A 21,678-nucleotide genomic window follows, 5' to 3' on the forward strand; every position below is an offset into this window, starting at 1 on the left:
CATGCGTTGGCTCACCCGCCCCGGCTGGCCCGGTAACCTGCTGGCCCTGGCGGCCGGCGCATCCACCCTCCTGGCCCTGGCGCCATTCGACATCTGGCCGCTGGCCTTGCTGTCGATCGCCCTGCTCTACCTTGGCCTGCGCGAGCTCAGCCCGCGCCAGGCCATGTGGCGGGGCTGGTGGTTCGGCTTCGGCCTCTACGGCGCTGGCACCTGGTGGATCTACGTCAGCATGACCACCTACGGCGGGGCCTCGCCGCTGTTGGCGATCGCCTTGCTGCTGGCGTTCTTCGCCGCCCTCGCCTGGTTCTTTGCCTTGCCCACCTGGCTGTGGGCGCGCTGGCTCAGGCGTAATGAGGCGCCCCTGGCCGACGCCCTGTGCTTCGCCGCGCTGTGGCTGGTGCAGGAGGCCTTCCGAGGCTGGTTCCTCACTGGCTTCCCTTGGCTGTATGCCGGTTACAGCCAGCTGGATGGGCCGCTCGCAGGCCTGGCACCGCTGGGCGGTGTGTGGCTGATCTCCTTCACCCTGGCGCTGAGCGCCGCGTTGCTGTGCAACTTGCAGCGCCTGCGCGTGCGCCCGTCGTTCCTGGCCGTGGCCGCGGTACTGCTGCTCGCACCGTGGGTGATCGGCATGGCCCTCAAGGGCCACGCCTGGACCAAGCCTGCCGGCGACCCACTCAAGGTCGCGGCCTTGCAAGGCAACGTCGAGCAGGACCTGAAATGGGACCCGGCCCACATCGATGCGCAACTGGCGCTGTACCGCGACATGAGTTTCAGCTCCCGGCCAGTAGACCTGCTGGTGTGGCCGGAAACCGCCGTGCCGGTGCTCAAGGACCAGGCCCAGGGCTACATCGACGTGATGGGGCGCTTTGCCGCCGACCGCCATTCGGCACTGATCACCGGCGTGCCGGTACGTGAAGTGGTGCATAAGCAGCGCCGCTTCTACAACGGCGTCACTGTGACCGGCGAAGGCGACGGGACCTACCTCAAGCAGAAACTGGTGCCATTCGGCGAGTATGTGCCCTTGCAGGACATGCTCCGCGGCGCGATCGAGTTCTTTAACCTGCCTATGTCGGACTTTGCCCGCGGCCCTGCGGACCAGCCGCTGCTGCAGGCCAAGGGCTACCAGATTGCGCCGTTCATCTGCTACGAAGTGGTCTACCCCGAGTTCGCTGCAGGCCTGGCGGCACGCAGCGACCTGCTGCTGACCATCAGCAACGACACCTGGTTCGGCACCTCGATCGGCCCGCTGCAGCACCTGCAGATGGCGCAGATGCGGGCCCTGGAGGCAGGCCGCTGGATGATCCGCGCCACCAACAACGGCGTGACCGCGCTGATCGACCCGTTTGGCAAGATCACCGCAGAAGTACCGCAGTTCCAGAAGGCAGTGCTGTATGGCGAAGTGGTGCCGATGCAGCAGCTGACGCCTTACCTGCAGTGGCGGTCGTGGCCGTTGGCCATTCTCTGTGTGCTGCTGCTGGGTTGGGCGTTGCTGGCCGGCCGTATCGCCAAGACGGTCTGACAGACCCTGTGGGAGCGGCCTTGTGTCGCGAAAGGGCCGCAACGCGGCCCCAGTGAGCCATGCACCAATGCTGAAATCCTGGGGCTGCTTCGCAGCCCTTTCGCGACACAAGGCCGCTCCCACATCGGATTGCCTGAGCCTGAAACTTAGTAGAACACCCGGTACCCCAACAACCCCGCCGCTTCATTCAACAACTGCCCGCTCTGCCACATGGCCCGGCTCTCCGGCAGCAACCCGGCAAACGGCCGGGCATGATCGCGCCCAAGGAACCCCACCGGCGCCGGCACCACCTCGAACCCGGCCTGCTCGAAGCTCCAGCGCGAACGCTGCATGTGCCACGCCTGGGTCACGACCACCACGCGACGGATGCCCAACGGCAGCAATACCTTGGCGCTCAACTGGGCATTCTCCCACGTAGTGCGGCTGGCCTCTTCCTTCCATTTCACCTCGACAGCGAAATCCTCACGCAAGCGGTCCGCCATCAACTGCGCCTCGCTAGGCGGCGTCCCATAGTGCAAGCCACCGCTGGTCAGCACCGGCAACCCCGAGGCTTTGGATAGCCGCGCGGCATAACGCATGCGCTCGAGGGCAGTGGCGGTGGGCTGGTCGGCACCGCCCCAAGCCGGGTCGCCGCGCTCGCGCCCGGCGCCAAGCACGACGATGGCATCCGCCCTGCCCGCCAGGCCAGCCCAGTCACCTGTCGGTATAGGCGGTTCGGTCTCCAGCAGACGGGCTGCCTCCTGCACCACCAGCGGCAAGCTCATCAGGCACAAACCTCCCAGCCCCACGGCAAAACACAGTGCCGCCAGCCGCGGCCGCCGCCTGCGCAACCACCACGCAGCGAGCAGCAGCAGAAACAGGACGCCAGGCGGCATCAGCCATTGCTTGATGAAAAACCGGATCGGCATCGACACACCTCTATGGAAGGTGTGCAGCCTATAGAGGATCGACGCCGGTCAACAAGTCCGGGCCGGCGTCGATCATGGGAAGTGTGTTGTAGAACCGGCGCGCGATAGCCCGCGCCTGGCGTCCTGAACGGCTAGCGATGCGGCAGCGTCCTGGATCTCGCCGAGTTGGCGGGGCGTTTCTTGTCCTTGAGCCAGATAATCTTGGCCGTTGCCGGTTCCGCTTGTGGGAAAGTACCGGCGCAGGCATTGCGGCGTTCCGGGAGGGTATCCAGGTAGGCCTTGATCACTTCGAACTCTGCATGGCTCAAGCCACGCAACTCCAGCTCGGCTGGCATCTCGTCGCGTAATCTCACCGACGTTCTGGCGACTTCCAGTGCCAGGCCAAGACGGTCGATCAGGCGTTCGTAAAGCTCCGGTTTGATTGCGGGTAGCTGCGTCTCTCCCATCCGTTCACCTCATTGAAGATAAAGAATATCTCCCCCCACACCTGAGCTTAGCGTTGCTGCAAAAAGCAGCCGGATGCCGCGACCAGCGGGCATTCGCAATCAAGGTTTCCCACGATGTGCGGCGCTGCTGTATGCTACGGCGTTCACTCTAAACGACACCGGAGTGCCGGACGCAGCGAGGTTCCGCTGCCTGGAACAAGGTCTCTTCTCTCTCAGCAAAAAGTAGCCATGCACGAACAATACACGCCCCGTGATATCGAAGCCGCCGCCCAGAACTTCTGGGACGAGCAACAATCGTTCGCTGTTACCGAACAGCCAGGCAAGGACACCTACTACTGCCTGTCGATGTTCCCGTACCCGAGCGGCAAGCTACACATGGGCCACGTGCGCAACTACACCATCGGTGACGTGATTGCCCGCTACCAGCGCATGCTGGGCAAGAATGTCCTGCAGCCGATGGGCTGGGACGCCTTTGGCATGCCCGCAGAAAACGCGGCGATGAAAAACAACGTCGCCCCGGCCAAGTGGACGTACGAAAACATCGACTACATGAAGACCCAGCTCAAGAGCCTGGGCCTGGCCATCGACTGGGCACGTGAAGTCACCACCTGCAAGCCGGACTACTACCGCTGGGAACAGTGGCTGTTCACCCGCCTGTTCGAGAAAGGCATCATCTACCGCAAGAACGGGACCGTGAACTGGGACCCGGCCGACCAGACCGTACTGGCCAACGAGCAGGTCATCGACGGCCGCGGCTGGCGTTCGGGCGCGCTGATCGAGAAGCGCGAAATCCCGATGTACTACTTCCGCATCACCGACTACGCCGACGAGCTGCTGGAGAGCCTCGACGAGCTGCCGGGCTGGCCTGAGCAGGTCAAGACCATGCAGCGCAACTGGATCGGCAAGTCGCGCGGCATGGAAGTGCAGTTCCCGTTCGACCAGGCCAGCATCGGCCACGAAGGCACCCTGAAAGTCTTCACCACCCGTCCGGACACCCTGATGGGCGCCACTTACGTCGCCGTTGCCGCCGAACACCCGCTGGCCACCCAGGCCGCCCAGGGCAACCCGGCACTGCAGGCGTTCATCGACGAATGCAAGGGCGGCAGCGTCGCCGAGGCCGACATGGCCACCCAGGAGAAGAAGGGCATGCCCACTTCCCTGTTCGTCGAGCACCCGCTGACCGGCGAGAAGCTGCCGGTATGGGTCGCCAACTACGTGCTGATGCACTACGGCGATGGCGCCGTGATGGCTGTGCCGGCTCACGACGAACGCGACTTCGAGTTCGCCCACAAGTACAACCTGCCGGTCAAGGCCGTGGTACGCACCAGCGCGGGCGATGACGTGGGCAACGAATGGCTGGCCGCCTATGGCGAGCATGGCCAGCTGATCAATTCCGCCGAGTTCGACGGCCTGGACTTCGCCGGCGCCTTCGACGCCATCGAAGCGGCCCTGATCCGCAAGGAACTGGGCAAGTCGCGCACCCAGTTCCGCCTGCGCGACTGGGGCATCAGCCGCCAGCGCTACTGGGGCTGCCCGATCCCGATCATCCACTGCCCATCGTGCGGCGACGTACCCGTACCGGAAGACCAGCTGCCGGTCACCCTGCCGGAAAACGTGGTGCCGGACGGCGCGGGTTCGCCACTGGCACGCATGCCGGAATTCTATGAGTGCGCTTGCCCGAAATGCGGCAGCGCGGCCAAGCGCGAAACCGACACCATGGACACCTTCGTCGAGTCGTCCTGGTACTTCGCCCGCTACGCGTCGCCGAACTACGAAGGTGGCATGGTCGACCCGAAAGCGGCCAACCACTGGCTGCCGGTCGACCAGTACATCGGGGGTATCGAGCACGCGATCCTGCACCTGCTGTATGCGCGCTTCTTCCACAAGCTGATGCGGGACGAGGGCCTGGTCACCTCCAACGAGCCGTTCAAGAACCTGCTGACCCAGGGCATGGTGGTTGCCGAGACTTACTACCGCGTGGCCAGCAACGGCGGCAAGGACTGGTTCAACCCGGCCGACGTCGAAATCGAGCGCGACGCCAAGGCCAAGGTCATCGGCGCACGCCTGAAGACCGACGGCCTGCCGGTTGAAATCGGCGGCACCGAGAAGATGTCGAAGTCGAAGAACAACGGCGTCGACCCGCAGTCGATGATCGACCAGTACGGCGCCGACACCTGCCGCCTGTTCATGATGTTCGCCTCGCCGCCTGACGCCAGCCTGGAGTGGTCCGACTCCGGCGTCGAGGGCGCCAGCCGCTTCCTGCGCCGCGTCTGGCGCCTGGCCCAGGCTCACGTTGCCCAAGGCCTGCCGGGCAAGCTGGACGTTGCCGCCCTGGATGACGCGCAGAAGGTCGTCCGCCGCGCCATTCACGCTGCAATCAAGCAAGCCAGCACCGACGTGGGCCAGTTCCACAAGTTCAACACCGCCATCGCCCAGGTGATGACCGTGATGAACGTGCTGGAAAAAGCCCCGCAGGCCACCGAACAGGATCGCGCCTTGCTGCAGGAAGGCCTGGAAGCCGTGACCCTGCTGCTGGCACCGATCACCCCGCACATCTCCCACGAGCTGTGGAAGCAACTGGGCCACGACCAGGCGGTAATCGACGCTGGCTGGCCGGCAGTCGACGAGAGCGCCTTGGTGCAGGACAGCATCACCTTGGTGGTGCAGGTCAATGGCAAGCTGCGCGGCCAGGTGGAAATGCCTGCTGCCGCCAGCCGCGAGGAAGTCGAAGCCGCTGCCCGCAGCAACGAAAACGTCCTGCGCTTCATCGATGGCCTGACCATCCGCAAGGTCATCGTGGTACCGGGCAAACTGGTCAACATCGTCGCCAACTGATGGCAACGCCCACCTGCAGCCATGCGGGTGGGCGGTATCGGCCCACAAGGGAGCAACAACATGATCAAACGCAATCTGCTGGTAATGGGCCTGGCTGTCCTGCTCAGCGCCTGCGGTTTCCAGCTGCGCGGCACCGGCACCAACGAGCTGAGCGTCAAGGAGATGGACGTCAGTGCACGCAACGCCTATGGCCCGACCCTGGTGCAACTGCGCCAGACACTCGAGCGCAGCGGCGTCAACGTGCACACCGGCGCACCGTATCGCCTGGTGCTGACCAACGAGCAGGAAAACTCGCGCTCGGCGAGCTACGCCGGTGGCAACAGCACCGCCGAGTACGAGCTCACCACCACGCTCAACTACAGCATCCTGGGCCTGAACAACCTCGAGCTGCTGAGCGACAAGGTCGAAGTCCGCAAGATCTATGTGCGTGACGGTGGTAACATCACCGGCTCCGATCAGGAAGCCCTGCGGGCACGTGAAGAAATGCGCCGTGACCTGGTGCAGTCGATGGTCGCCCGCCTGCAGATGCTGACCCCTTCGCGCCTCGACGAGCTGCAAAGCAAGGCCGACGCTCGCGCCAAGGCCGAAGCCGACGCGCTGGAGGCCGCGCGCCGCCAGCAGGCGGATACACCGCAGCAGTCGCCTCTGGAGATCCCGGGCAACTAAGCCCGAGCGGGGCACCACGGTGCCCCTCCTGCCCCCATGAAGCTCGCTCCCGCCCAACTCAACAAGCACTTGCAAGGCAGCCTGGCTCCGGTCTACGTCGTCAGTGGCGATGACCCGCTGCTGTGCCAGGAAGCCGCCGACGCCATCCGCAATGCGGCGCGCCAGCAAGGCTTCGACGAGCGCCAGGTGTTCAGCGCCGACGCCAATTTCGACTGGGGTACCCTGCTGCAGGCAGGTGCCAGCCTGTCGCTGTTCGCCCAGCGGCGCCTGCTGGAACTGCGCCTGCCATCGGGCAAGCCTGGCGACAAGGGCGCTGCGGCGCTCATGGAGTACTGTGCCAGGCCCGCCGAAGACACCTTGCTGCTGATCAGCCTGCCCAAGCTCGATGGCAGCGCGCAGAAGACCAAATGGGGCAAGGCACTGATTGACGGTGCCCACTGCCAATTCATCCAGATCTGGCCGGTGGATGCCCAGCAACTGCCCCAGTGGATCAACCAGCGCCTGTCCCAGGCCGGGCTGTCGGCCCAACGCGATGCGGTCGACCTGATTGCCGCGCGGGTCGAAGGCAACTTGCTGGCCGCTGCCCAAGAGATCGAAAAACTCAAGCTGCTGGCGGAAGGCAACCAGATTACCGTCGAGACGGTGCAGGCTGCAGTTGCCGACAGCGCGCGCTTCGATGTCTTCGGGCTGGTCGACGCCATTCTCAAAGGTGAAGCCGCGCATGCGCTGCGCATGCTCGAAGGCTTGCGCGGCGAAGGTGTGGAACCGCCGGTGATTCTCTGGGCGCTGGCACGTGAACTGCGCCTGCTGGCTGGGCTGGCCCAGCAGTTCAGCCAGGGCGTGCCGCTGGACAAGGCTTTCAGCCAGGCGCGCCCGCCCGTGTGGGACAAACGCCGACCACTGGTCAGCAAAGCCCTTCAGCGCCTTTCGGCACAGCGTTGGGCACAGTTGCTGCAGGATGCCCAGCGTATTGATGCGCAGATCAAGGGGCAGGCCGAGGGCTCGCCCTGGATGGGCTTGTCGCGCTTGGCGCTGTTGATGGCTGGCCAGCGACTGGTGCTACCTTCGCAATAGCCGGGGCCGCTTCGCAGCCCTTTCGCGACACAAGGCCGCTCCTACAGGAATCGCGTTCCCCTGTAGGAGCGGCCTTGTGTCGCGAAAGGGGCGCGAAGCACCCCCAGGATCTCAGCCATAAAAACAATCAATTGGCCCCGCCCTACCCCAAGCCCTAGAGTGCGCCCCGAAACCCACTTTTGCCGGGAACCCCGCCATGACCAAAAAGCCGAAAAAACACGGCCCCAACAAGGCCAAGTCGATCATCGCCCAACCCCTGTTCCGCTGCCGCCAGGAACAACCGGAAAAAGGCAAAGGCAGCTACCGCCGCGAAGCCTTCCAATCGAGAGATTGGGAGGCTTCCTACTTTTTGGCCGCATGAAAGCATCGCAAGCGCAGGCATGGTATGGTCGGCACCTGACCTGCAATTCTGGATCTGTGCATGCTCTTGAGTCTTCTCCCCCGTTGGAATTCCCGCCAGTTGCTCGCGGCCTCCAGCTTCATTCTGCTCGTCGCCTGCGCGGAAAAGCCCACCGCCGCCGACGCCCTGCCGCTGGCGCCCGCCCAGCCCGCGCCTGTGGTAACACTGCCCAGCGCCACGCCTGACGTCAGCACTGAAATCCAGCCGCTGCAGACCTTCGCCGAATGGCAGGCGAACTTCCGCCAGCAGGCGCTCCAGGCCGGCATCGCGCCAGGCACCTTCGACCGCGCGTTCCTTGGTGTCACGCCCGACATGGACGTGATCAAGGCCGATCGCAGCCAGCCCGAATTCACCCGCCCGGTGTGGGAATACCTTGAAGGCGCACTCTCCCCTCTGCGCGTGCGCAACGGCAAGAAGCTGCTGGAGCAGAATGCAGAACTGCTGACCCGCATCGAGCAGCGTTATGGCGTCGACCGCCAGGTGCTGGTCGCGGTGTGGGGCATGGAGAGCAATTTCGGCCAGTTCCAGGGCAGCAAGTCGGTGATCCGCTCGCTGGCCACCCTGGCCTATGAAGGGCGGCGCCCGCAGTTCGCCCATGACCAGTTGATCGCTGCGCTGCAGATCATCCAGCACGGCGATATCCAACCTGAGGCCATGCGTGGTTCCTGGGCCGGCGCCATGGGCCAGACACAGTTCATCCCGACCACCTACAACACCCACGCGGTGGATTTCGACGGTGATGGCCGCCGGGACATCTGGAACAGCACGCCTGACGCCTTGGCATCGACCGCACATTACCTTCAGAGCTCGGGCTGGAAGCGTGGCCAGCCGTGGGGCTTCGAGGTACAGGTGCCAGCAGGTTTCGACTATTGGCAGGCCGACGGCGCGCTGCGCAAGCCGGTTTACGAGTGGCTGCAGATGGGCGTGAAGCTGCCGGCCGGCACTGAGCTTCCAGCGGGCAGCAACCAGCTCTCTGCTGCCCTGCTGCTACCGGCTGGCGCTCGTGGGCCGGCGTTCCTGGTACTGGACAACTTCCGCGCGATCCTCAAATACAACAACTCCTCGTCCTATGCGCTGGCGGTGAGCCTGTTGGGAGATCGCTTCTCGGGTTGGGGCTTCATCAGCGGCAGCTGGCCGAAGGAAGACCTGCCGCTGAGTCGCAGCGAGCGGATGGAGTTGCAGAACCTGCTGAATGCCAGCGGGCATGAGGCAGGCAACCCGGATGGCATCATCGGCGCCAATACCCGCAAGGCCATTCGTAATGCCCAGCAGGGGCTGGGGTGGCCGGCGGATGGCTATCCGACCCACAAGCTGCTTGATAGCCTGCGTCAACGCTGAAGTCATTGGGGCCGCTTTGCGGCCCATCGCAGGCAAGCCAGCTCCTACAGGAAGACGCGATCCCCTGTAGGAGCTGGCTTGCCTGCGATGGGCTGCGTAGCAGCCCCGGCTACTTCAAGCCGTAAACAAATCCTGACCCAGCACCAGTGCCCCTCGCTCACTGTCCAGCCTCACCCAGGCCCCCAGCGGCAAACACACATTCGGATCACAATGCCCGCTGCGCCACCCGGCCAGCACCGGCACGCCCAACGGCCCGAAAGTTTCTTCCAGCAGCGGTGTCATGGCCGCCACGGTGATCCCGGCAAAGTCCCCCACCAGGACCCCCTTGATGCCCTCCAGCTTGCCGGCGAGGCGCAGCTGGGTCAGCAACCGGTCCACCCGATACAACGGCTCGTTGACGTCCTCGATGAACAGGATACAACCCCGAGTATCGATCTCTGCCACCGTTCCCAGGGTCGCGCCCAGCATCGACAAGTTGCCACCGATCAATCGCCCACTGGCGACCCCAGGCACCACGCAGCTCAATGGGAGATCGGCCGGATGAACAATTTCATCCCCCTCCCCCAACAGCCCACCCAATTGCGCCAGCAGCGACGACTCGGTCGGTTGCAACTTGGCGCCCAACAAGTCGGCATTGAGCATCGCACCATGGAAGGTGATCAGCCCCGTCTTCTGGTAGATGGCCGTGTGCAGCGCAGTGATGTCGCTGTAGCCAACCAGCGGTTTGGGGTTGCGGCGGATCAGGTCGAAGTCCAGCCGATCGAGCAGGCGCATGCTGCCGTATCCACCGCGCATGCACAGAATCGCGTCGACCTCCGGGTCGGCAAAGGCGCCATGCAGGTCCTGCAGGCGCTGTTCATCGCTGCCGGCCAGGTAACCCTCGGCCTGGTGAACACCCGGATAGACCCGGCAACGGTAGCCACGCTCGGCGAACCACTGGGCAGCCTTCTGTGCATCCAGCCGAGCGGGCCCGGCCGGCGCAACGATGGCGAAGCAGGCGTTACCCGCCAGCGCCCTGGGCAAACGGGATTCGGTGGTTTCAGCGCAATTCATCGCAGCTCCTTTCCAGACATCAAAAACAAAAATGCCGATGCCGCCTCTCAGCGTGCATCGGCATGTTCAGCTCAAAACCGGATCAGAGCTTGATCTTGGCTTCGTGAGCCTGCTGGTCGGCGTGGTACGACGAACGCACCAGCGGGCCGGAAGCCACGTTCTTGAAGCCCATCTTGTAGCCTTCCTCGGCGAACCAGGCGAAGGTGTCCGGGTGAACGAAACGCTGCACCGGCAGGTGGCTGCGCGACGGCTGCAGGTACTGGCCGAGGGTCAGCATGTCGATGTCGTGCTCGCGCATGCGATGCATCACTTCGATCACTTCCTCATCGGTCTCGCCCAGGCCAAGCATCAGGCCCGACTTGGTCGGCACGTGCGGGACCATCTGCTTGAACTTCTGCAGCAGGTCCAGCGACCAGTCGTAGTCCGAACCGGGACGCGCGGCCTTGTACAGGCGCGGGACGGTTTCCAGGTTGTGGTTGAACACATCTGGCGGCTCTTGAGCAGTGATTTCCAAGGCAACGTCCATACGACCACGGTAGTCCGGCACCAGGGTTTCCAGCTGCACGCCCGGCGACAATGCACGGATTTCGCGAATGCAGTCGGCGAAGTGCTGGGCACCGCCGTCACGCAGGTCGTCGCGGTCCACCGAGGTGATCACCACATACTTCAGGCGCAGGTCGGCGATGGCCACGGCCAGGTTCTTCGGCTCGTCCAGGTCCAGCGGCTTCGGCCGACCGTGGCCGACGTCGCAGAACGGGCAGCGACGGGTGCAGATGTCACCCATGATCATGAAGGTCGCGGTACCGCCGGAGAAGCACTCACCCAGGTTCGGGCAGGACGCTTCTTCGCACACGCTGTGCAGCTTGTGCTTGCGCAGCAGTTGCTTGATGCGGTCGACTTCCGGCGATACCGGAATGCGTACGCGGATCCAGTCAGGCTTTTTCGGCAGCTCTTCGGTGGGGATGATCTTTACCGGGATGCGCGCGACCTTTTCGGCGCCACGCAATTTTACCCCGGCTTCCACCCTCTTCGGCGCTGGGCGCGGGGTGACATCCTGGGTCGGTATCAGGTTCGGCACGGCTTCTTGCACAGTTGTCATATTCAGTCGATTCCGCCCGTGAGGGTCGTCTGCTCAGCATAGTCGAGGTGCTTGACCAGCTGTCCGCGCAGCCTTGTCCTGACCTCGTCGAGTTCGATCGGGCCTGCCAGGTCGCGCAGCTGGGTCATGGCCAGCCCCGCATACCCGCAGGGGTTGATTCGGCGGAATGGCGCAAGGTCCATGTCCACGTTCAGAGCAAGGCCGTGGAAGGAACGGCCGTTGCGGATTCGCAGGCCGAGGGATGCGATTTTCGCTCCATCGACATAGACACCCGGCGCATCGGGCTTGGCCACGGCGTTGACGCCGTAGCTGGCGAGCAGGTCGATCAGCGTCTGCTCGATACGGCTGACCAGCTCGCGCACACCAAAACCCAGGCGACGCACGTCCAGCAGCAGGTAGGCCACCAGCTGCCCGGGGCCATGGTAGGTCACCTGGCCGCCGCGGTCGGTCTGCACCACCGGGATCTCGCCCGGTATCAGCAGGTGTTCGGCCTTGCCAGCCTGGCCCTGGGTAAAGACCGCAGGGTGCTCGACCAGCCAGATTTCGTCCTGGCTGTCCGGGCTGCGCTGCTCGGTGAAGCGACGCATGGCCTCCAGCACCGGTTCATAGGGCTGCAGGCCAAGCTCGCGGACACCGAGACACACGGACATCACAGCACCATTTTCACGATGCCGGTGGCACGCAGGGCACTGTTGATGTCGTGCAGCTGGTCTTCACTCGTGGCCACGATATGCAGTTGCACCGTGGTGTACTTGCCTTCCTTGCTTTGGCGCTCGGCCAAGGTAGTCATGTCGACTTCGGCGTACTTCTTGAGGATCTCGATGACCGTGTCCTTGAAATGGACAACGGTATCGCCGATGACCTTGATCGGGTAATCGGCGCAGGGGAATTCGATCTTGTGCGACTTTACGTCAGGTTCGCTCATGGCGGAAACGGCCTCGTAAGCCGTGGCAACAACAACGCCCCCGCAGGATGCGCGGGGGCTTGCAGGTCACGTATCAGTTGAACAACCCGTAGAAGAATAGACGGATGCTATCCCACATACGACGGAAGAAACCACCTTCCTCCACGCCATCGAGGGCGATCAGGTCGGCGCTGTGAACCACGTTCTCGTCCAGTTTGACTTCCACTTTGCCGATCACGTCACCTTTGGCGATCGGTGCGGTGAGCTGCGGGTTCATGGTCATCGAAGCCTGCAGGCGCTTCAATTGGCCTTTAGGCATAGTCATGGTCAGGTCGTTGGCCAGGCCAGCCTTGACTTCGCTGGTGGCGCCTTTCCAGACCGGAGCCTTGGTCAGCTCGGTGCCCTTCTGGTAGAAGGTCTGGGTTTCGAAGAAGCGGAAACCGTAGGTCAGCAGCTTCTGGGTCTCGGCGGCACGGGATTGCTCGCTGTTGGTGCCGAACACCACGGCGATCAGACGCTGGCCATCACGAACGGCCGAAGCCACCATGCAGTAGCCGGCTTCCTCGGTGTGGCCGGTTTTCAGACCGTCGACGGTCTTGTCACGCCACAGCAGCAGGTTGCGGTTCGGCTGCTTGATGTTGTTCCAGAAGAACTCTTTCTGCGAGTAGATGGCGTAGTGGGCCGGGTCGATGTCGATGATCGCGCGGGCCAGCAGGGCCATGTCGTGGGCCGAGGAGTAGTGCTCCGGGTTCGGCAGGCCGGTCGGGTTCATGAAGTGGCTGTTGGACATGCCCAGGTCGGCAGCGGTCTTGTTCATCATGTCGGCGAAGGCGTCTTCGCTACCGGCGATGTGCTCGGACAAGGCGACCGAGGCGTCGTTGCCCGACTGGATGATGATGCCGTGCAGCAGGTCGCTGACAGTGACCTGGCTGCCGACCTTGATGAACATGCGCGAACCGCCGGTGCGCCAGGCGTTTTCGCTGACAGTGACCGGGTCGTTCTCGCCGATCTGGCCACGACGGATGTCGACGGTGGCGATGTAGGCGGTCATCAGCTTGGTCAGGCTGGCTGGCGGCAGGCGCTCGTCACCGTTGTTCTCGACCAGCACGTTGCCGCTGGACGCGTCCATGAGTACGTAGGACTTGGCGGCCAGCTGCGGTGGTGCAGGCATCATCTGTTCTGCTGCGAAGGCAGCAGGCGTGAGCATCAGCAGTACGGGCAGGCAAAGTCGTTTGGCAAGGTTGGTGATGTTCATCCGTCTCTCGAAAATCGCTAATGGTCTGATGTTCCCTGGGCCACATCGTGTGCCCAGCGCCAGTCAGTCTAGTTTTGTGGCCGTCGGCCTGGCCTGCAAAGTGCGACCTGATGTCGCTGCGGGCAAAAGCCGACATTGTACATGGCCGGGGCCGGCAATTCATGACAAAACAGACAGTTTGTGGGGGCCAAGGCCCCCCACAAACCTGTCAGTCAGCTGTGACCAGCTTGGCTTGCCCAAGGTTCGCCAGGCGAATGCTGTCCTGCGCCTGCTGGATCTCGCCCTGGCTGCTGAACGGCCCCAGGCGCACGCGATGCAGGGTTTGCTGGTTACGCACGATGGAGCTGATGAACACCGGCGCGCTGACCATGGTGCTCAGCTTGGAGCGCAGCAGTTCGGCGGCATCCGGGTTGGCGAAGGCGCCCACCTGAAGGACATTGCCCGCTCCGCTGGCTGCCACGCTGTTGCCACCCACCTGCACCGGCACCACCGGCGCCGCGTGCTGCTGCGGCGGCGGGGTCCATTGCTCGACCCGCCCGGTGCTGGCGCCAATCGCCTGGGTCTGCGCGACCTGCGGCTCTTTCAGCATCAGCGGCGGCTGCTGGCCCTTCTGTGCCCACCATTGCTGAGGGTCGATACCTTCGACCCGTACGTGCGCGGTGCCGATCTCGGCGTAGCCGAGCTTCTTCGCCGCAGCGTAGGACAGGTCGATGATGCGGTCGGAATAGAACGGCCCCCGGTCGTTGACCCGCAGGATCACACTACGGCCGTTGGCCAGGTTGGTCACCTTGACGTAGGCCGGCAGTGGCAGGGTCTTGTGCGCCGCGCTCATGCCGTACAGGTCGTAGAGCTCGCCATTGGCGGTGTTCTGGCCGTGGAACTTGGTGCCATACCACGACGCGGTGCCTTCGGCGCGGTAGCTGCGCGAGTCCTGCATCGGGTAATAGGTCTTGCCCAGTACCGTGTACGGGTTGGCCTTGTAGGCACCGGTATGCACGGTCGGCGTGGCGTCGGGGATCTTGTTCACGTCCACATCCCACCACGGCGCACCGTCCTTGTGGGCTCGGTTGATGTCCAGGCCGGGCTGCGAACGGACGACGTTGCCGCTGCTCTGGGTGGGCGGGCGGCTGGACGAACAGCTGACCAGCAGCATGCCGACGGTCATGCAGGTCAGCAGCTTGAAGGTGTTGGCAGAGATGATTGCGCGCATTACTTGACGCCCCGTACTTGGACCAGCTGTTCCGCAAGCTGATGCACCGCCATGGCATACATCACGCTGCGGTTGTAGCGAGTGATCGCGTAGAAGTTCTTCAGGCCCATCCAGTACTCAGGGCCGTTGGCGCCTTCCAGACGGAAAGCGGTAACCGGCAGATCATCGCGCAACGCATCATGGCTCGACCAGCCCAGCGCCCGCAACTCTCCGAAGGTTTTCGCAGGCTCGATACCAGTGGTCAGGCCAAGATCTGCCTGCGCGCCACTGACCTGGGCCCGGCTGACCACGCCCTCGCCGGCCACCCAGCCATGGCGCTTGAAGTAGCTGGCCACGCTGCCGATGGCATCGTCCGGGTTGTTCCAGATGTTAATGTGGCCATCGCCGTCGAAGTCCACCGCGTAGTGGCGGAAGCTGCTCGGCATGAACTGCGGCAGGCCCATGGCCCCGGCGTAGGAGCCTTTGAGCGTCAACGGGTCAAGCTGTTCATCGCGGGCCAGCAGCAGGTACTCGCGCAGTTCCTTGCGGAAGAATTCGGCACGCGGCGGGTAGTCGAAGGCCAGGGTCGACAAGGCATCGATGACACGGTAGTTGCCGGTATTGCGGCCAAAGAAGGTCTCGACCCCAATGATCGCGACGATGTATTGCGCGGGCACGCCGTATGCCTGCTCGGCGCGGGCCAGTACCGCCTCGTGCTGGCGCCAGAAGTCCACCCCGCGGGCAATGCGCGCGTCGGTAATGAACATCGGACGGTATTCCTTCCACGGCTTGACCCGTTCGGCCGGGCGCGAGATGGCGTCGAGGATCGACTGCTTGCGCTGCACCTCGCGAAACACGCCGTTCAATTGTTCGGGGGCAAAGCCTTGGTCGCGGCTCATCTGGAGAACGAACTCGGTCACTTGCGGCGAGCCGTCGTAATCGCCGGCATGGGCCAGCTGTACAGCGCCGAACAGGCCCACCGCGCCGATCCACGGCGCACAACGGGCAGCCCAGTTACGCACTGCTTGCATGAAATTCTTCACCTTTTTCAAACCTGTGCAATCCATTTGCGGTGCGTATGGATCGACATCAGAACGCCAAACGCTGACAGCAGCGTCACCAACGAAGTTCCGCCATAGCTGATGAAGGGCAGCGGCACGCCCACCACGGGCAACAGGCCGCTGACCATACCGATATTGACGAACACGTATACAAAGAAGGTCATGGTCAGGCTGCCCGCCAGCAGCTTGCCGAACAGGGTCTGCGCCTGCGCGGTGATCATCAGGCCGCGGCCGATCAGCAGCAGGTAGACGATCAGCAGCAGGCAGATGCCGACCAGACCGAACTCCTCGCCAAGCACCGCGATGATGAAGTCGGTGTGGCTTTCAGGGAGGAAGTCCAGGTGCGACTGGGTACCCAGCAGCCAACCCTTGCCGAACACGCCACCGGAACCGATCGCCGCCTTGGACTGGATGATGTTCCAGCCGGTGCCCAGCGGGTCGCTCTCCGGGTCCAGGAAGGTCAGTACGCGCTGCTTCTGGTAGTCGTGCATCACGAAGAACCACATCGCCACCGCTACGGGTACCGTTGCCGCAAGCACGCTGAGAATCCAGCGCCAGCGCAGGCCACCCATGAACAGCACGAATGCGCCGGAGGCGAGAATCAGCAGCGCCGTGCCCAGGTCAGGTTGGCGGACGATAAGAATGAACGGCACGCCGATCAACACCAGGCTTATTGCCACGTGTTTCAGGTGCGGCGGCAAGGTACGCTTGGACAGGTACCAGGCGATGGTCGCCGGCATGATGATCTTGAGGAATTCCGAAGGCTGGAAGCGGATCACCCCGGGGATGTTGATCCAGCGCGTGGCGCCCATGGCGTTGTGGCCCATGACATCCACCACCACCAGCAGCAATACCCCCACCAGGTACGCCAGCGGCACCCAGCGCGCCATGAAGCGTGGCTCCAGCTGGGCGATGACGAACATCGAGACCAGGCCAATGCCGAACGAAGTGGCCTGCTTGAGCAGCAGGTCCCAGTTCTTGCCGCTGGCCGAATAAAGGACGAACAGGCTGCCGGCCGCGAGGGTCAGCAGAATGATCAGCAAGGGGCCGTCGATGTGGATGCGCTGCAGGAAGCTGGCGCGTCGACGCATCACGTCCTCGCTGGAGAGCATGCGATCGAAATTGTTCTTCACTGGGCCGTTTCCTGGGCGACGGTGGCAGGCGCGAATTCAGTCTTGAGGTGGCCACTCTCGTCGAGCAGCCAGGCGTCCATGATCTGACGCACGACAGGTGCGGCAACGCCAGAGCCGGACTCACCGTTCTCGACCATCACCGAGACCACGATCTTCGGATCGTCGGCCGGGGCGAAGGCGACGAACAGCGCGTGGTCGCGGTGGCGCTCCTGGAGTTTGTTGCGGTCGTACTTCTCGCCCTGCTTGATCGCCACCACCTGGGCGGTACCGCTCTTGCCGGCGATGCGGTACTGGGCGCCGGCCGCGGCCTTGCGCGCGGTACCGCGGGCGTTGTGCATCACCTGCTCCATGCCGTGGGTGACCTTGGCCCAGTCGGATTTGTCGCGCAGGACGATGTCTTCCATCGGGTTGGGGTCCACCGGCGGCTCGCCTTCGATGGTCTTGGCCAGGTGCGGGCGGTTCCACACGCCCTTGTTGGCGATCAGCGCAGTGGCCTGGGCCAGCTGCAACGGCGTGGTCTGCATGTAACCCTGGCCAATGCCGAGGATCAGCGTTTCACCCGGGAACCAGGCCTGACGGCGGGTGGCGCGCTTCCATTCGCGGGACGGCATCAGCCCGGGCGATTCCTCGAACATGTCGAGGGCGACCTTCTGGCCGATGCCGAACTTGTTCATGTAGCTGGACAGTCGATCGATTCCCATCTTGTGGGCAAGGTCGTAGAAGTAGGTGTCATTGGAGCGCATGATCGCGGTATCCAGGTCGACCCAGCCGTCACCGGTGCGGTTCCAGTTACGGTATTTGTGATCGTAGTTGGGCAACTGGTAGTAGCCAGGGTCGAATACCCGGCTGCTGGCGTTGACCACCCCGCTGTCGAGGCCGGCAATGGCTACCGCCGGCTTGATGGTCGAGCCGGGCGGGTACAGGCCGCGCAGTACGCGGTTGAACAGCGGCCGGTCGATCGAGTCGCGCAGCTCGGCATAGGCCTTGAAACTGATGCCGGTGACGAACAGGTTAGGGTCGAAGCTTGGCTGGCTGACCATCGCCAGCACCTCACCGGTACGCGGGTCGAGTGCCACCACCGCCCCCCGCCGGCCGGCCAGGGCGGCCTCGGCGGCCTCCTGCAACTTGATGTCGAGGCTCAGCACGATGTCCTTGCCCGGCTTCGGGTCGGTGCGCTTGAGCACCCGCAAGACACGGCCTCGGGCGTTGGTTTCGACTTCCTCGTAACCCACCTGGCCGTGCAACTCAGGCTCGTAGAAGCGCTCGATGCCGGTCTTGCCGATATGGTGGGTGCCGCTGTAATTGACCGGGTCGAGGGTTTTCAGCTCTTTTTCGTTGATACGCCCGACATAACCGACCGAATGGGCGAAATGCGCGCCCTGTGGGTAGTGGCGCACCAGCTGGGCGACCACTTCAACGCCAGGCAGGCGGAACTGGTTGACCGCCACACGGGCTATCTGCTCCTCGTTCAGCTCGAACAGGATCGGCACCGGCTCGAACGGCCGACGCCCCTGCTTCATGCGTTTTTCGAAAAGTAACCGGTCATCTGCCGTCAGATCCAGCACTTCGACGATGGTATCCAGTACTTCCTGCCAGTTGCCGGCACGTTCGCGGGTCATCGACAAGCTGAAACTAGGCCTGTTGTCAGCGATGATGACTCCGTTGCGGTCGAAAATCAGGCCACGCGTAGGGGGAATCGGCTGAACATGCACCCGGTTGTTTTCCGAGAGCGTCGAGTGATAGTCGTACTGGATGATCTGCAGGTAGTACAGCCGCGCGACGAGCACGCAGATGAGCAGCATGACCGCCACCGCGCCGACAACGACGCGGTTACGCACCAGGCGGGCGTCTTTCTCGTGGTCCTTGAGACGAATCGGCTGCGACATCGGACTGCTTACAGGCTCATTTGTGGTAAGGGTGCCCGGACAATACCGTCCAGGCCCGGTAGATCTGCTCGCCGATGAGTATCCTTACCAACGGGTGCGGCAGGGTCAGCGGCGACAGCGACCAGCGTTGCTCGGCGCGCGCGCAGACCTCAGGCGCCAGCCCTTCCGGGCCGCCCACCATCAAATTCACCGTGCGCGAGTCCAGGCGCCAGCGGTCCAGCTCGGTCGCCAGCTGCTCGGTACTCCAGGGCTTGCCATGGACCTCGAGGGTGACGATGCGTTCCCCAGGCTGGACCTTGCTCAGCATGGCCTCGCCCTCCTGACGGATCAGGCGGGCGACGTCGGCATTCTTGCCACGGGTGTTCAGCGGGATTTCCACCAGCTCGAGCGACAGCTCCTGGGGCAGGCGCTTGGCATATTCATGCCAGCCTTCCTCGACCCACTTGGGCATGCGCGAGCCGACCGCGATCAGGCGCAGACGCACGACGCTTCCTTATTCCCGGTCTTTGATCTTGGAATCGAAGTAGTCGCTGGCGTTTTCCGGGCTGTGGTGCTTGCCATCGGCGGCACGGCTCTGCTCGGCGCCCAGCCACAGGCGTTCCAGGTCATAGAACTGACGGGCAGCGGCAGTCATCATGTGGACGATGACGTCGTTCAGGTCCAGCAGTACCCAGTCGCTGTCACCCTTGCCTTCTTCGCCCAGCGGCTGCGCGCCCTTGGCCTTGACCGCTTCACGGACCTTTTCCAGCATCGCGTTGATCTGGCGGTTGGAGGTACCGGTGGCAATGATCATGTAGTCGGTCAGGCTGTGCTTATCGCGCACGTCGATGACCTGGATGTCCTGGGCCTTGACGTCTTCCAGGGCGGCTTTGGTCAACTCGACCAGTTCTTCGCCATTGATTTTTTGCTTGCTCATATAAAACTCTTCAACTCGTTTGGATGAGGCACCCTGGGGCACCGTCAGTTTGGGGCACGATACAGTTCGTGCGCCTCGATGTAGGCCAGTACGGCGTCCGGCACCAGGAACCTCACCGATTTGCCGCTGGCCAGCAGCTGTCGGATCTGTGTAGCCGACACCGCGAGCGGTGTCTGCCAGACGAACGAAATATTCCCCGCCGGGCCGGACATGGCGGTGGGATCGCTCTCCGAGCGCGCAGCCAGCAGGTTGCGCAACTCGTCAGGGGGTTCAACGTCGGCATCCGGGCGTTGCAGCACCAGGATGTGACAGTGTTGCAGCAGTTGTTCCCAGCGGTGCCAGGTGGGCAGGCCGCAAAAGGCATCCCAACCCAGCACCAGGAACAGCTGGTCGTCGGCACCCAACTCGGCACGGATCGATTCCAGCGTGTCGATGGTGTACGACGGTTTGTCGCGGTCAAGCTCGCGGGCATCGACGCTGAGGCAATCGACGCCCTGCACCGCTTCACGGACCATGGCCAGGCGGTCCTGCGCCGCCACCTGCGGGGTATCGCGGTGTGGCGGGCGGGCGTTGGGCAGCAGGCGCAGTTCATCGAGCGCCATGAACTCGGCCACTTCCAGCGCGCTGCGCAGGTGGCCGATGTGCACGGGGTCGAAGGTACCACCAAGAATGCCGATGCGCCGGACTGCCTGGGCCTTGCTCAACTCAGCAGGACTCCTGGCCGCGCAGCTGGCCGTCACCGATCACCACGTACTTCTCGCAGGTCAGGCCTTCCAGGCCGACCGGGCCGCGGGCGTGCAGCTTGTCGGTGGAAATGCCGATTTCTGCGCCCAGGCCATACTCGAAGCCGTCAGCGAAGCAGGTCGGGGTATTGAGCATCACCGATGCCGAGTCGACCTCGGCCATGAACTGACGGGCCTGGCCCTGGTGTTCGGTGATGATCGAATCGGTGTGGTGCGAGCCGTAGTGGTTGATGTGCTCGATGGCCTGGTCCAGGCCATCGACGACGCGAATCGACAGGATCGCGTCGAGGTACTCTGTGTGCCAGTCGTCTTCGGTGGCCGGCTTGGCGTCGATCAGCGCGCGGGTACGCTCGCAGCCACGCAGCTCGACGCCCTTCTCATGGAAGCGGCGGGCCATTTCCGGCAGGAAGCCTTCGGCCACGCGCTGGTCGACCAGCAGGGTTTCCATTGCGCCACAGATGCCGTAACGGTAGGTCTTGGCATTGAATGCCACGCGCCAGGCCTTGTCCAGGTCGGCGTGCTCGGCCACGTAGACGTGACAGATGCCGTCCAGGTGCTTGATGACAGGCACGCGGGCATCGCGGCTGATGCGCTCGATCAGGCCACGGCCGCCGCGCGGCACGATGACATCGACGAACTCTGGCATGCTGATCAGCGCGCCGACGGCTTCGCGGTCGGTGGTCTCGACCACTTGCACCACCGCCGCCGGCAGGCCGGCTTCGGCCAGGCCACGCTGGATGCAGGTGGCGATGGCGCGGTTGGAGTGGATGGCCTCGGAACCGCCACGCAGGATGGTGGCGTTGCCCGATTTCAGGCACAGGCTGGCGGCATCGATAGTCACGTTCGGGCGCGATTCGTAGATGATCCCGATCACCCCCAGTGGCACGCGCATCTTGCCCACCTGGATGCCCGACGGCCGGTAGCTCATGTCGCGAATGGCGCCGACCGGGTCTGGCAGGCTGGCTACCTGGCGCAAGCCGGTGATCATGCCGTCGATACGCGCCGGGGTCAGCGCCAGGCGGTCGAGCAGCGCTGGCTCCAGCCCGTTGGCACGGCCGGCGGCCAGGTCCAGCTCGTTGGCTGCGGCAAGCTCGGCGCGCGCAGCATCCAGCGCATCGGCAGCGGCCTGCAGGGCGCGGTTCTTCTGCGCGGTGCTGGCACGAGCGATGACGCGGGAAGCCTGGCGTGCGGCGCGACCCAGGCGGGTCATGTAGTCAAGAACGGACTCAGTCATGGGTTCGGTGTCTTGGCGA

Annotated in this window: 21 protein-coding genes; 6 read left to right on the forward strand and 15 right to left on the reverse strand. The window is 63.9% G+C overall.

Annotated features, from left to right (window positions below):
• Window position 1: 1 nt before the first annotated feature.
• A complete protein-coding gene (lnt, locus tag ACIPW4_RS17440) occupies window positions 2–1,519 on the forward strand; it encodes an apolipoprotein N-acyltransferase (protein WP_400659961.1) in 1,518 nt (505 codons plus the stop codon).
• Window positions 1,520–1,665: 146 nt separating this feature from the next.
• Here lnt and ACIPW4_RS17445 read toward each other — a convergent pair whose 3' ends face one another.
• Window positions 1,666–2,427, reverse strand: a complete 762-nt coding sequence (locus ACIPW4_RS17445) for a YdcF family protein (protein ID WP_400659964.1) — start codon at window positions 2,425–2,427, stop codon at window positions 1,666–1,668.
• Window positions 2,428–2,558: 131 nt separating this feature from the next.
• On the reverse strand, window positions 2,559–2,873 hold the full coding sequence (locus tag ACIPW4_RS17450) for a hypothetical protein (RefSeq protein WP_400659966.1): 315 nt from the start codon (window positions 2,871–2,873) through the stop codon (window positions 2,559–2,561).
• 228 nt (window positions 2,874–3,101) lie between these two features.
• Here ACIPW4_RS17450 and leuS point away from each other — a divergent pair, with 228 nt between their 5' ends.
• From leuS to ACIPW4_RS17475, 5 genes are all read left to right on the forward strand, one after another.
• Entirely contained in the window at window positions 3,102–5,708 is a 2,607-nt protein-coding gene (gene leuS, locus ACIPW4_RS17455) for a leucine--tRNA ligase (RefSeq protein ID WP_400659969.1), read from the forward strand.
• A 60-nt stretch (window positions 5,709–5,768) separates the two neighbouring features.
• Complete coding sequence (gene lptE, locus ACIPW4_RS17460) at window positions 5,769–6,374, forward strand: LPS assembly lipoprotein LptE (protein ID WP_400659971.1); 606 nt, start codon at window positions 5,769–5,771, stop codon at window positions 6,372–6,374.
• A gap of 36 nt (window positions 6,375–6,410) precedes the next feature.
• The gene (gene holA, locus ACIPW4_RS17465) at window positions 6,411–7,448 is read left to right on the forward strand and encodes a DNA polymerase III subunit delta (RefSeq protein WP_400659973.1); all 1,038 of its coding nucleotides are present in this window, start codon (window positions 6,411–6,413) and stop codon (window positions 7,446–7,448) included.
• 196 nt (window positions 7,449–7,644) lie between these two features.
• Window positions 7,645–7,809: an alternative ribosome rescue factor ArfA gene (gene arfA, locus ACIPW4_RS17470; protein WP_400659975.1), complete on the forward strand. Its 165-nt coding sequence runs from the start codon at window positions 7,645–7,647 to the stop codon at window positions 7,807–7,809.
• A gap of 60 nt (window positions 7,810–7,869) precedes the next feature.
• Window positions 7,870–9,186 carry a lytic murein transglycosylase gene (locus ACIPW4_RS17475; protein WP_400659978.1) on the forward strand — a complete coding sequence of 439 codons (1,317 nt, stop codon included), beginning with the start codon at window positions 7,870–7,872 and terminating at the stop codon, window positions 9,184–9,186.
• Between the two features lie 114 nt (window positions 9,187–9,300).
• Here ACIPW4_RS17475 and ACIPW4_RS17480 read toward each other — a convergent pair whose 3' ends face one another.
• The 13 genes from ACIPW4_RS17480 to ACIPW4_RS17540 form a co-directional block, all read right to left on the reverse strand.
• Window positions 9,301–10,239 carry an LD-carboxypeptidase gene (locus tag ACIPW4_RS17480; protein ID WP_400659980.1) on the reverse strand — a complete coding sequence of 313 codons (939 nt, stop codon included), beginning with the start codon at window positions 10,237–10,239 and terminating at the stop codon, window positions 9,301–9,303.
• Between the two features lie 82 nt (window positions 10,240–10,321).
• On the reverse strand, window positions 10,322–11,338 hold the full coding sequence (gene lipA, locus ACIPW4_RS17485) for a lipoyl synthase (RefSeq protein ID WP_400659982.1): 1,017 nt from the start codon (window positions 11,336–11,338) through the stop codon (window positions 10,322–10,324).
• 2 nt (window positions 11,339–11,340) lie between these two features.
• Window positions 11,341–11,988: a lipoyl(octanoyl) transferase LipB gene (gene lipB, locus ACIPW4_RS17490; RefSeq protein WP_400659985.1), complete on the reverse strand. Its 648-nt coding sequence runs from the start codon at window positions 11,986–11,988 to the stop codon at window positions 11,341–11,343.
• Entirely contained in the window at window positions 11,988–12,263 is a 276-nt protein-coding gene (locus tag ACIPW4_RS17495; protein WP_103448833.1) for a DUF493 domain-containing protein, read from the reverse strand. The genes lipB and ACIPW4_RS17495 overlap by 1 nt, the downstream gene beginning before the upstream one ends.
• A gap of 73 nt (window positions 12,264–12,336) precedes the next feature.
• On the reverse strand, window positions 12,337–13,497 hold the full coding sequence (locus tag ACIPW4_RS17500) for a D-alanyl-D-alanine carboxypeptidase family protein (protein WP_400659989.1): 1,161 nt from the start codon (window positions 13,495–13,497) through the stop codon (window positions 12,337–12,339).
• A gap of 208 nt (window positions 13,498–13,705) precedes the next feature.
• Window positions 13,706–14,707, reverse strand: coding sequence for a septal ring lytic transglycosylase RlpA family protein (locus ACIPW4_RS17505; RefSeq protein ID WP_400659990.1), 1,002 nt, complete (start codon window positions 14,705–14,707; stop codon window positions 13,706–13,708).
• Complete coding sequence (mltB, locus tag ACIPW4_RS17510) at window positions 14,707–15,717, reverse strand: lytic murein transglycosylase B (protein WP_400659992.1); 1,011 nt, start codon at window positions 15,715–15,717, stop codon at window positions 14,707–14,709. Before mltB ends, ACIPW4_RS17505 begins: the two co-directional genes overlap by 1 nt.
• 17 nt (window positions 15,718–15,734) lie before the next feature.
• On the reverse strand, window positions 15,735–16,838 hold the full coding sequence (gene rodA, locus ACIPW4_RS17515; RefSeq protein ID WP_400660173.1) for a rod shape-determining protein RodA: 1,104 nt from the start codon (window positions 16,836–16,838) through the stop codon (window positions 15,735–15,737).
• Between the two features lie 38 nt (window positions 16,839–16,876).
• Window positions 16,877–18,766, reverse strand: coding sequence for a penicillin-binding protein 2 (gene mrdA / locus ACIPW4_RS17520; protein WP_400659993.1), 1,890 nt, complete (start codon window positions 18,764–18,766; stop codon window positions 16,877–16,879).
• A gap of 16 nt (window positions 18,767–18,782) precedes the next feature.
• Entirely contained in the window at window positions 18,783–19,250 is a 468-nt protein-coding gene (rlmH, locus tag ACIPW4_RS17525; RefSeq protein ID WP_008090421.1) for a 23S rRNA (pseudouridine(1915)-N(3))-methyltransferase RlmH, read from the reverse strand.
• 9 nt (window positions 19,251–19,259) lie between these two features.
• Window positions 19,260–19,682, reverse strand: a complete 423-nt coding sequence (rsfS, locus tag ACIPW4_RS17530; RefSeq protein WP_400659996.1) for a ribosome silencing factor — start codon at window positions 19,680–19,682, stop codon at window positions 19,260–19,262.
• 44 nt (window positions 19,683–19,726) lie between these two features.
• Window positions 19,727–20,386, reverse strand: a complete 660-nt coding sequence (gene nadD, locus ACIPW4_RS17535; protein WP_400659999.1) for a nicotinate-nucleotide adenylyltransferase — start codon at window positions 20,384–20,386, stop codon at window positions 19,727–19,729.
• Window position 20,387: 1 nt separating this feature from the next.
• Entirely contained in the window at window positions 20,388–21,659 is a 1,272-nt protein-coding gene (locus ACIPW4_RS17540; RefSeq protein ID WP_400660001.1) for a glutamate-5-semialdehyde dehydrogenase, read from the reverse strand.
• Window positions 21,660–21,678: the final 19 nt, after the last annotated feature.

The organism is Pseudomonas sp. NPDC089996, from assembly GCF_044748405.1.
GTDB lineage: Bacteria > Pseudomonadota > Gammaproteobacteria > Pseudomonadales > Pseudomonadaceae > Aquipseudomonas.